This is a genomic window from Epilithonimonas sp. (assembly GCF_036780765.1).
Taxonomy (GTDB): Bacteria; Bacteroidota; Bacteroidia; order Flavobacteriales; family Weeksellaceae; genus Epilithonimonas.
This window is the reverse complement of sequence record NZ_DAIQCG010000002.1, coordinates 298,307-310,996: the sequence shown is the minus strand read 5'-3', so window position 1 is coordinate 310,996 and position 12,690 is coordinate 298,307. Positions and strand designations below refer to the sequence as shown.

The following is a 12,690-nucleotide window of genomic DNA, read 5'->3' as shown; positions in this document are numbered from 1 at the left end:
TGAATTTTAATAACCATTATTCTGTTTGTAAACACCTTGGCTGAAATTAATCTGAGCCAATGGAATCGGGCAATATTCTTCAATGCCGTGGTCAAATCCTGCCTGAGAATAGTAAGACCTTTTCGTTTTTTCTACAGAATAATAGCTGTTCATCGTAGTTGTCGCAACACCCCATCTTACAAGGTCGAAGAAACGGCTTCCTTCCATTGCAAATTCCATTCTGCGTTCCCAGCGCAACGCTTTTCTCGCAAAATCCTGATTCCACGTGCAGTTCACACCCGGCTGATATTGGCTGATAAGATTGTTTGAAGTATAACTTCCTGTCAAAACAGTGCTGTTCGACGCACGCTGTCTCACCTGATTGATGAGTGGCAATGCTTCGTTAACTTGTCCAAGCTCTATTAGCGCTTCGGCTTTCATCAGCAAAACATCGGAATAACGGATTATAATCCTGTTTTTGGAATTGCCATAGAACGGGTCAATATTCACGGTACAGCCACATCCAACTGGAACATTTTCCTTTAGTGAGGCATAATAACCATAAGTTCCCGGACTTCTCACCCAGCTTTCCTGATAAATTTTGCTCTCCTCATATTTCCACGGCAATCCCGGCATAGCAACGGTATGGTAAAGCCTTGGATCTACTTTATAATTATTGAGCTGATTGTAATTCAAATCCGTGTCGTTGTATGTATCGAACATCGGTAATCCTTGAGATGTTGTCTTGAAAGCATTGACTAAGTTCTGACTCGGCTTATGGAAATCGCAGCATCCCAAACCTTGTGGTAAAGAAAGTACATCTCCATAATTTAATCTTCCGAAAAGTGTTCCGTCATTATCAGAATACTGGATAGAGAAAACTGATTCTGGACCGTTTTCGTGTGTTCCTGGAAGAAAATTGTACCCAAAATCTGATTCCAGCGTATAATTTCCAATCACCTGATTTGCAGCATCAATAGATTTCTGAAGCGTTGCCGGATTAATTTGAGTTACTGTATAATTATCATCCTGCTCATAAGCCTGATACAATCTCACTTTTGCTAAATATGCAAAGGCAGCACTTTTCTTAGGTCTTCCAACTTCGGATTGTGTTGATGGAAGATTCGCCGCGGCATATTCAAAATCGGAAGCGATAGCCTCCCACAATTGCTGGTCGGTTTTCGCTCGGTTGGAGATTTTAGGATAATCGTCAATTGGTGTATTTTCATCTACGTAAGGCACATATTTGAAGAGGGTTTTCAACAGAAAGTAAAAATGACCTCTCACGAATTTCATTTCAGCGATTCTTTTCTGTTTGTTCGGATATTGCGCATCGGTTAACTGATTAAGTGCTGCAATTGCTTTGTTGCATCTTCCGATTCCGACATAATGCAGATACCAGAGACGGTCCAATTCACCAAAATCCGAACGAATATTGTTGGAAATTTCAAAAAAATGGAATGCCTGAATATCATTAGTTCCGCTTCCGCCTTTGTAAGCATCGTCCGAACGCACATTTCCGTACGGCCAAAGGCTGAAAGGCGTGTCGTAATGGTCGTTTCCAAGTGCCGCATAAGCTGCAATCACAAAACCTTCCACATTTTCAGGCGTTACAACATCGGCCTCGGAAAGCACGCCTCTTGGCTCATTATCCAAAAAATCGTTGCAGGAAGTTGTTCCCAACAGAAATGCACAGGCAACTGTTAATAGTATATATTTTTTCATTGTTTTAATATTTAAAATTTAAAGGGATAAATTAACTCCAAAATTAAATGTCAGCGGTAGCGGATAACCGAAAGCCGGCGTTTCCGGATCAATGCCCGTGAAGCTTTTGGATTTAATAGTCAGAAGATTCTGTGCGCTGATGTAAATCCTGAAATTGGTAAGCTTGTATTGCTCCAACACATTTTTCGGAAGACTGTACCCTAACTGTAAAACTCTTAATTTCAGATAACTTCCGTTCTCTACATAATAAGATGAAAATCTGGATTCTGCGTTGCTGTCCACTGTTGTGAGTGCCGGAATATCAGAATTCGGATTCTGTGGCGACCATGCGTTGAGCAATCTTGTTCCTTTATTGGACCCAACATCATCCACACTCCAGAAATCGGTCTGGTATTTTTTAGAATTAATGACATCCACATCGCCGATGCCTTGCCAAAAGGTAGACAAATCAAAATTTTTATAAGAGAAATTAAGATTAACGCCATACATAAATCCCGGATTCGGATTTCCGATCCACGTTCTGTCTTTGTCATCAATAATTCCATCATTATTTAAATCGGCATAACGGATTCTTCCTAAACCTTTACCCGGCTGCGTAGCGGAATTATCAACTTCTGCCTGCGTTCTGAAAAGTCCGTCGGCAACATATCCATACATTGAGTTGATAGGTCTTCCGAGGATATTATCTGTTGTACCATTTCCACCATAATTGTTGATAACCGATTGTGGTAACTCGGTAATAGCATTTCGGTTCATAGAGAAATTCCCTGAAATCTCGTAGCCAAATCCACCCGCAGTTTTATCGGCATAACCCAAAGCCACTTCAATCCCTTTGTTTTCCATTGAAGCACCATTTATCCAGCGGTCTCCACCTTCTCCAATCACGCCTAAATATGGTGGCAACACGAGAATATCTTTGGTATCTTTTTTATAAATATCGACACTTCCCGTCAGCTTCTGATTGAAAAATCCGAAATCCAGACCGAGATTCGTTTGCGTGGTGGTTTCCCATCTCAAAGCGTCATTTTTAGTCTGCGTTGCGATGAATCCTGAAGGCAGTAAACCGCTCCCAACACCGGAGATATCATAAGCCGTTCCGTAAGACGTTGCCCAGGTTGGATTTCCGCCTGCGTAATTGGCAATGTAAAGGGAATACACCGCAGAGTTGCTGATTTCCTGATTTCCCGTTTGTCCCCAGCCGGCTCTCAACCTTAAATCTGAGAAAAACGGAATCACTTTCTCCGCAAAATCTTCTTTGTTAATTCTCCATCCCGCAGAAAATGCAGGGAATGTTCCGAAACGGTTGTTTTTTCCAAATCTTGACGAGCCGTCATAACGCACTGTTGCAGAAAATAAATATCGATTGTCATAATCATAAGAAAACTTCCCGAAATATGATAATAAGCTGAAATAAGTAGAACCACCGCCATTGAAAGCATCGCCTGTTCCGGCATCAGGATACATATAATCTGGCGTTTCTATCAGAAATCCTTCTTTTCTAAGCCAGGTATTGTTGTAGGTATCTTTATACATTTCCATTCCGCCCAAAAGATCGAAATGGTGATTTCCAGCTTTTGCAGTATACTGTGCTGTGTTTGTCCAAGTCCATTTTTCTGTATCAGACTGGTCTATGTTTACAGCATTTTTGTCATTTTTAAGATAACCAGACACATAGCTTCTCTGAAGCATTCTTTTATAATAGTTGGAAAAGTCTACCCCGAAGCTAGATTTAAGTGTCAGGTTTTTCACTGGTTGCAATTCCGCATAAACATTTCCAAAAAATCGTTGGTAGCGGTAACCGTTGTCTTTGTTATATTCCAGAAGGCGTACTGGATTTTGACGGTCATTCATCCCGCCAACCGGACCTCCCCACCCGATTCCATCTACGGTACGAACAGGGATAATAGGCAACGCTCTTAAAGCAGGATCCAACACGCCCGGATCCATCAGTTCATTGGTTTTGTTATAGGTAAAATTTTCCCCGATTTTTAATTTACCATCGAAAAAATTATAGGAAGTATTCACACGCGCAGACAATCTTTTGAAATTGGTCAGTTTCACTATGCCGTCATTATTATAATAACCCATCGAGAAATAATAGGAGCCTTTGTCGGATGAACTTGAGGCCGCAACATCCAAAGAGTTGGCAACGCCAGTTTGGGAAACCTCATCATACCAATTGGTATTGGCAGATTTTATGGTTTTCGCTGCATCCAGATATTCGGGAACGTAGCTGTTGTACAAAGCGGGAACACCATTTTGAACGCCCCAATCGAAATTGTAGCTTAGATTATTTAGATTAGGATTCAGTCCATCGTTTATATTCGCCTGCCATAGCACTTGCCCAAATTGTTTCGCATTTAGAACTGATGTTTTTTTTGCATATTGAGAAAAAGCGGTGTAATAGTTTAGATCGATTCTCATCTTACCTTTTTTTCCTTTTTTGGTGGTAATGATGATCACACCATTCGCCGCTCTTGAACCGTAAATACTTGCCGATGAGGCGTCTTTCAAAACCTGCATCGTTTCTATGTCACCCGGATTAAGCTCGTGCATTCCTGCTTTTGTGGGAACGCCGTCGATCACATAAAGTGGATCAGTATTATTCAGTGTTCCAACACCTCGAATCAACACTTTGGTACTTCCACCAGACGGTGAACCGTCTCCAGAGATGTTCACACCTGCTACTCTTCCTTGCAAAGATTTGATGGGATTAGGTTCAGCTTGTTTATTAAGATCCTTCATATCAACAATTGAAACCGCACCAGTAATATCTGCTTTCTTTTGTTTGGTATATCCCGTCACAACAACTTCGTCTATATTCTTTATCTTATCGGCTGAGAGAACAATATTGAGAACCGTTTTCTCATCTACCACAATTTCCTGTGTAGAATAATCCGGGTAAGTAAAAACAAGTGTATTTCCTTTCTGCAAATCATTGATTTGAAATGCACCATTACTGTCTGTGGTCGTCATAGTTTCTGTTTCGGAAACAGTAACCGTAACACCGCTCAAAGGTTTTTGAGTTGGTGAAAGCACTTTACCCTTCACAATTTCCTGGGCAAAAATGTAGCAAAACGGAAGAAGACAAAGAGCGATTGCCATTTTATATTTCTTCATATGATATAGTTTTTATTTGGTGTTAATCTGATAAGCATTGAATTCTAGAGAAGTTCCATTCGTATTTGTATTTAAAGTCAGTGCTGAGAAATTTTCGTTCGGAAAGAAGATTTCCGTCAGAACTTTTTCGCCATCGTTGAAGAAGATTTCTATGGAAGTTTTGTCGATGACCAATTTCATTTTGGTGTTCACATAAATTTCGTTCAAAGGAGCTTTGGTAATTGGCGTTGCATAATTTTTCCCGAAACTTGTTTTACCAGATTTTGAACGGTCTATAAACAGTTCTTTTGTTTTGTTATCAATCCCGAAAAGAACTTCTTCTCCCAAAGTATTTTTCAAAGAGAAAGTGTATTTTCCTGCATTCATCTTTTTTAAATCTAAATCAATAACCGCTTTGGATAAATTGATGTCAGATTTGGTAATCAACTGATTCTCGGATTTTAAACTAATTTTTTTAGTTATTGGCTTTCCCTGATATTTTTTCAGCTGCGTAACCGGAACATTTTTGAGAATGTAGCCATCTTTTGTTTTCTTGAGCGAAACTTCTCTTGCAACAGTCGTACTGCTTCGCCAAAGCTCGGTTGGCACTTCCTGCGCATATTCCCAATTGCTCATCCAACCAATGATGATTCTTTTATCCTGAGGAACATTATCAAAGGAAACGCTGGCATAATTGTCTTTGCCCCAATCCAGCCACACAGCTTTTTCTCGCTGAAGCTGTTGCGTAAAATGCTCATCTATTTTAAAGGTTTTTCCATCAAAATCTCCAACAAAATACTGTCCTGCAGAACCATTATTGGGTCCACCCGGATTTATATTAATAATCAGCACCCATTTTTCTTCTTTCGAACCTTCAACTTTTAAAGGAAATAAATCAGGACACTCCCACACACCACCGTGACCACCCAGCTCTTTCCCGAATTCGGATTGAAAAGTCCAGTCTTTGAGATTTTTGGAAGTATAGAAATGCGCTCTATCCTGCGCCGCAAGCGCCATTACCCATTGTTTTCTCTTCGCATCCCAGAACACTTTCGGGTCACGGAAATCACGGATTCCGGGGTTTTTTAATACTGGGTTTGAGCTGTATTTTGTCCAGGTTTTGCTGTTGTCGAGAGAAAAAGCGATTCCCTGAGATTCTACATCAATTTTGCCGTCTTTTTCACGGTTGGGATTGTGATAAGTATAAATGGCAACCACAGGGTTATTCTTGGAATCTCCAAAACCGGATGTATTATTTTTGTCAACTACGGCACTTCCCGAGAAGATGTATCCCAAATCATCCGGATAAAGCGCAATCGGCTGTTCTTCCCATCTCACCAAGTCTTTACTGGTTGCGTGTCCCCAATGCATCGGTCCCCATTTGTTGCTGTCTGGATAATGCTGGAAAAAGAGATGGTAAACGCCGTCTTTATAGTATAATCCATTTGGATCGTTCATCCATCCTTTTTTAGGTGTAAAATGGAAATTGGGACGGTAAAGCTGTTCTTCCGATAGTCGGAAATCTGACTGTGCTTGAAGACCAGAACAAAAGACTCCAGCAGTGATTAAGGTTGAAATTATTTTTTTCATTGTATTAATTACTTGAAGATATTTAGCTATTCTTTAGTTAATGTTTTGCTGAGTTTTTCGAGTGAAATACCTTTGGTTTCAGGCATCATAAAGATAACGAACAACAACTGGAACACCATTGCAACTGTGAAGATGAAGAATACTGTTCCGGCTCCTATAGTCGAGAATAATGTTGGAATAAGTGAGGGAATTATTGCTGCCAAAACCCAATGTGTTGAACTCCCGAATGCTTGTCCTGATGCACGAAGGTGGTTGGGAAAAATCTCTGAAATGAAAACCCAAATAACCGTTCCCTGCCCAATAGCGTGTGACGCAATGAACAAAAACAAGAAAATAGGAATAGCCAAACCTGACCACTGAAAATAAAACGCCATAGAAACAAGGCCTAACGAAACAATATAACCAATAGAACCAATGTACATAAGAGTTCTTCTCCCAACTTTATCGATTAAATTAACCCCCACTAATGTAAAAACCATATTTACAATACCAATCCCAATACTGCTGAGAAGTGCCGTTTTTTCGCCCAATCCAGCCTCACCAAAAATTCTAGGTGCATAATATAAAAAGGCGTTGATTCCCGACATTTGGTTGAAAAAAGCGACAAGGAAAGCAAGGATAAGCGGAAAACGGTATTTTTTCATAAAAATATTATCATCAGGGGAATCGGCTTGTTCATTTTCCATTTGAGAGACAAGTGATTCGGAATCCTGATCTGCACTAACAATTTTCATTACTTTTTGCGCTTCAGCTATTCTACCTTTGGAAACAAGCCATCTTGGACTTTCCGGAACGATTAAAACCAATAACGTATAGATTATCGCTGGAATAGATTGTACACCAAGCATCCAACGCCAATCGTTATCGCCTATTCCACTAAGTAAATAATTGGATAAAAAAGCAATTAAAATTCCAAAAACAATGTTGAACTGATACATTGAAACCAATCTGCCACGATCTTTTGCTGGAGCAATTTCAGAAATATAAGCTGGTGCAGCAATAGTAGAAGCACCAACCCCTAAACCTCCTACAAACCTAAAAAATGCAAACACATAAGGATCATTAGAAAATGCAGTTCCAATTGCTGAAAGCGCATACAAAATACCTATTGACAAAAGTGTGATTTTTCGTCCGAATCTGTTTGTTGGAATACCCCCAAAGATAGCACCGATTACAGTACCCCATAAAGCCATTCCCATTACTACTGCCCCGTGAAATGCATCTGAGCTATGCCAAAGTGCTTGTAATTTTTTATCAGCACCAGAGATCACTACGACATCAAATCCAAAAAGAAATCCAGCCAATGCAGCCGTAATAGACCACAATACAATTTTATTCATAAATAGAATTATTAATTTGTTTGTGGCTAATATATCTTGAGATGTCAATCAGAAGTTCTAATTATGTAACAAAATATACCGTCAAGGTTAATTATTTGTTAACAGAGTGTAAATAACTGAAAACTAATTATTTAAAATTAAATTATTTTAGAAATTTTTAATAACATTACAAAATTGTAACATCGATTTATGAAATTGTTACATCTTTTTTATGCGTAAATCACAATTATAACAAATGTTCTTTGTTGTAGATTGACCAAAAACAACTGGCATTTAAGAAATAATAACTTTTGCATTTTGGAAAATAAATATGTCGGTTATTCTCATATTATTGTTTTCAATTATCTCATTCTTTGCTTGGACATTTACTATAGACTATTAATTACTCTTTCCTTTTCGATTAGCTCTTCCTAAATACATTTGGTGATACTCCAAACTTATTTTTAAAAACAGTTGAAAAATAACTTGGGGAAGAAAATCCTGTCTTGTAAGCAACCTCTGAAATTGTTAATTCGTAGTTTTGAAGCATAGATTTTGCCTGTTCCAGACGGATATTGCTAATATAATCGCTAACATTAACGTCAAACATTGCTTTTATCTTTCTATAAAGTTGGATTCGTGAAATATTAAGCAGGTCAGCTAGATTCTCTACAGAAAACTCAGCATTATCAATATTGTCTTTGATAATTTGATTAAGTTTATTCACAAATGTCTGTTCTATACTACCGAATGATTTACTATCCACAATTCTACCAATATTATTTGTATAATAGTAACGCAGTTTTTCTCGGTTATAGAGCAGAGCACGTAAGGACTGAATAAGAATTGGATAACTGAAAGGCTTTGTAAGATAAAGGTCTACACCAGATTTTAATCCCTGCAAGTACGATTCTTTGTTGTCCAAAGCTGTGAGTAAAATAATTGGGATATGAGACGTTCTATGATCATTCTTCAAAATTTCACAAATTTCAAAACCATTTTTATCGGGAAGATTCACATCACACACAATAATATCAGGAATCTCAGTCATAGCTTTTTCTATCACATCTATACCATCCGAGACAGTGACAGAATACTCAGATTGTAATTTGTGACTAAGAAAAAATGATAAATCCGAATTATCCTCAACCAAAAGTAAAGAATATTGCTCATTTTCTTGACTTGCTGAATAATTTACAAGGTCTACTTCTTCAAATATCTCGTCGTTTAAAAAAGAAGCAGCACTTGTTACGTTGGATTCTTTTATTATTTGGTCTTCGTTGAAATGTTTGTTTCCTTTAAAAAGACTTATAGTAAATTCTGTTCCTTGAAAAGAATTAACTTCGATTTTTCCAAGATGAAGTTCTACGAATTGCCGACTGAGATGAAGTCCAATTCCTGAACTATTTTTTCGGTTGTTGGAACCTTTGAAATATGGTTCAAAAACATTACCTATTTCTTTTTCCGGAATACCAATACCATTATCTTTAAAGTTGATAACCACCTGATTTTCTTTTTCTTGAATAGTAATTTCAATTTTTCCGTTGTCTGGTGTAAACTTAAAAGCATTAGACAAAACATTAAAATAAACTTTGTCCATCAAATTTCGGTCAATAAAAAGCTCGATATTTTTGTTGTATGAATTAATTTCAAATTTAATATTCCTCTTTTTTGCCTCATTTTCAAAATCACTGAAAATACCATAAGTAAAATCATAGATATTAGTTTTGGACACTCGAAGATTAAATGTTTTATTCTCTATCTTTCTAAAATCCAAAAGATTATCTACCAAACGTAACAATCGGTTAGAATTTTTATTAATGAGTTCTATTTCATAATTAGATCTTGTTCCTTTACTTTTCAAAGTATCTCTCATTGACTCCAAAGAACTCATAATAAGCGTAATAGGCGTTTTAAACTCATGGGATAAACCTGTAAAAAAGTTGACTCTTGCTTCGTTGCTTTGTTTTAGCTCATCAGCAATCCTCTCAATCTGATTTCGTTGTATTGTTATCCTTTCGTTGGTCAGCGTAAGTTGTTTATTTTTAATTTTAATAGCATAAATCAGATAAATCGCATAAGCAATAAGACAAAACATTAATATTAGTAAAACAACAGACCACCTGAAAAGTTCCTTTTGAGAAGAATATAATTCAGTTTGGGTCTTAACAGCTTTTACCTGATTTTCTATTACACCTTGCTGCTCGATAATTTTATCGAACTGATTGCGCATAATCTCAGCATTCAGTCTGTCAATAATGGTTGTGCTGAGTTTGATTCTCTTTGGAAGTTTTTGTCCGTGATAAATCTTTATAGCATTTTCAATAGCCTCTGCTCCACCAGTTGGGTAAAGTAATGTTGCATTTAGTTTACCATCCAAAACCATCTGGATTCCGCCATCTTTTGTGTTCAGGCCATCCACTCCGATGAATTTGATTTGATTTTCTACACCCGCATTTCTTGCTACCTGCCAAGCCCGAGAAGCCAGCTCATCATTAAAGGCAAACACATACAAATTTTGATTACCCAAAGAATCCAGCGTTTTCCTAAAAGCCTCTGTCGGAAGACCTCGGAAGGTTTTTATCAACTCGGTATTGGGATTATTTTTAATGATTTGCTGGAAGCCTAAACTTCTTTCAATGGTTGGAGAAGAATTATCATCGCCTTTTATTTCAATGACTTTTTTATCAATTTTGGAATCAGAAATAATATATTGTCCTGCTTCTTTACCAATTTCTATATTATCTGCACCAATGTAGGTGTTATATTTTGAAGAGTTTATTTTCCTATCAACTAAAATTACCGGAATTTTTTGCTCATAAGCTTTCTCTACAAGAGGAATGAGCGAGTTAGGTTCAATGGGAGAAATAATGATGATATCTACTCTACTGTCAATCATTTTCTGAATATCCTGAATCTGCTTTTTGACAGAACCTTCCGCTTTGCTGATGCTCAATTGCACCTCCGAATGCAAAGATGCCTGAATCTCCATTGCGTGATTCATCGACTGGCGCCAAGGATGACTTCCCAAACCTTGTGAAAATCCAATATTGATTTTGTCTGATTTTTCGGAATCATTCTTACAAGCTGAAATAATCATCAGCATTACAAATAATATTTTGGAAATCTTTAAAAAACCAAAAGCGCTGAAAATTTTCTTTGTGGACATATTAACACAATATTAATAAAGATGTTTTACACCCACAATTTTTAGTGAAACTAATTTGTCTTTATTGATTGTCAAGACCATTCAATCATAAAATATCGATGTTACGATTTTATAAGTCATGTAACATCAATATAAAATTACGAATGATTTTAAATTGATTATTAATCACAAAACATCGATTTATAAAGCATTCTTTATTGAATTTCATCTTTCAAAACAAAATCAAATCATTTTGACCAATAAGTGAAATATCCAACTCTGCTTTGCGGATACATTTGGAACAGAAGAGATTAAAATTCATTTAAAAATTATCTCGAAGAATTATAATCATTCAAGAAAATAATACAAACCTTAACTAAAAAATTATGAGAAAACTTTATCTAAGTGTATTAGTTGCATTATTATCTACTAATATAAGTGCGCAAATGAAAAAAATAGCTTTCATTGGACAAGCCGAAGTTTATAACAGTAATGTTCCAACCGCTAGTGATGGATTAACTTATGACGATGACAAAGCTGCTGCTGTATGGTTTATGGAGACCTTTGTTCCGGCACATTCTGGCAACAACATATCTGGAAATTATTTTTCATTTCAGGATATTGCAGAAGGAGCGGATATTAGCAGCTATGATGTCATCTGGATTCAAAGCGATGGTGCAACTTTTACAGAAAGACTGAACGAATGGCCACGTGGCACCATAGAAGCAAATGGTGACAAACATTGTATTTTACGAGAAGTTGGCTTCCAATGGAATCAGCCATGTGGACAGCTTGAAGATGATTTTATGTGGAAAATAAAACAGTTTTACAAGTCTGGAAAAAAATTGTTGTTAGGGAATTTTGCTGGAAAAGGGCTTGAAGTTTTCGGAGTTTTTGATGGTCTCAATAATCCTTGGGAATATAAACCAAACCAGTCCTTCGGTGATACAGTAGCTAATCCCGAAAATACAGCAGCAGCATGGGGAACCAACTGGAGTGGAAATCAAACTCCAATTCTTTTGACAGGAATCAGCACGAATGCTGTGAGTTGCACCAATACATCGCAAAGCATCGAATTTTTGACAGCAGGAACAGAAAAGAAAAACAGAGCGTTGCAATATAACCTGAATTGGGGAAGAATCTATGATGATGCTGGCGGTGCAAGTTCAACAATCTCTCAGAGAAGGCAAATTTTTCAAAATACACTCAATGCGGAGATTCTTCTGGAAAACTGTGATGGAACAGAAATTCAGGCAGCAAAATTCAACCCTAAAAATTCAGGCGACGGAACAATTATATGGTATGGTTCTGGAGTCTATGATTGGTATACAGCAGGAGGGAGTAATCAAAATGTTAAAAAACTGACAGAAAATACATTACTTTATCTAGCTGACAAAGAAAATATATTAATAGCTCAAGATTATAATAAGACATCAGAAATTACACTCTATCCTAATCCAGTTTCAAGCGTTCTTAATATAAAAATGGAAGGAAAGATTAAAAGTGAAATCTACGATATGAATGGTCGAAAAGTTGTTGAATCAATTTCAAAAAGCATCAACATTCACAACTTATTACCGGGGACTTACTTTATTAAAGTTCAAAATGAAAATACATCTAGTTTGTTAAAGTTTATAAAAAAATAGATTCATTAAATTCTTAACAGTAATATCTCCCTGAATTTGATATTTTCATTTATGTCTTCACCAACTTACAAATTTTAGATTAAATCCTTAAGGAGGATTTTCTGTCTCTAAATTAGGAACATGTCAATATATCAGAAGAAGCCAATATTAATTTTTTTTGTTATACAGCTAACTAATTGACAAA

General features: G+C 36.8%; 6 protein-coding genes. 1 reads left to right on the top strand and 5 read right to left on the bottom strand.

Annotated features, from left to right (window positions below):
• Positions 1-6 precede the first annotated feature (6 nt).
• From V7P73_RS04835 to V7P73_RS04815, 5 genes are all read right to left on the bottom strand, one after another.
• Positions 7-1,704, bottom strand: a complete 1,698-nt coding sequence (locus V7P73_RS04835; protein WP_333851812.1) for a RagB/SusD family nutrient uptake outer membrane protein — start codon at positions 1,702-1,704, stop codon at positions 7-9.
• 18 nt (positions 1,705-1,722) lie between these two features.
• Positions 1,723-4,824 carry a SusC/RagA family TonB-linked outer membrane protein gene (locus tag V7P73_RS04830; RefSeq protein ID WP_333851811.1) on the bottom strand — a complete coding sequence of 1,034 codons (3,102 nt, stop codon included), beginning with the start codon at positions 4,822-4,824 and terminating at the stop codon, positions 1,723-1,725.
• Positions 4,825-4,836: 12 nt separating this feature from the next.
• On the bottom strand, positions 4,837-6,393 hold the full coding sequence (locus V7P73_RS04825) for a glycoside hydrolase family 32 protein (protein WP_333851810.1): 1,557 nt from the start codon (positions 6,391-6,393) through the stop codon (positions 4,837-4,839).
• Positions 6,394-6,419: 26 nt separating this feature from the next.
• Positions 6,420-7,733, bottom strand: coding sequence for a sugar porter family MFS transporter (locus V7P73_RS04820; protein WP_442896958.1), 1,314 nt, complete (start codon positions 7,731-7,733; stop codon positions 6,420-6,422).
• A gap of 400 nt (positions 7,734-8,133) precedes the next feature.
• Positions 8,134-10,881: a substrate-binding domain-containing protein gene (locus tag V7P73_RS04815; RefSeq protein WP_333851809.1), complete on the bottom strand. Its 2,748-nt coding sequence runs from the start codon at positions 10,879-10,881 to the stop codon at positions 8,134-8,136.
• 365 nt (positions 10,882-11,246) lie between these two features.
• On the opposite strand from V7P73_RS04815, the gene V7P73_RS04810 reads away from it, so the two are divergent.
• Positions 11,247-12,506 carry a DUF4960 domain-containing protein gene (locus tag V7P73_RS04810; RefSeq protein ID WP_333851808.1) on the top strand — a complete coding sequence of 420 codons (1,260 nt, stop codon included), beginning with the start codon at positions 11,247-11,249 and terminating at the stop codon, positions 12,504-12,506.
• The last annotated feature ends 184 nt before the right edge of the window (positions 12,507-12,690 follow it).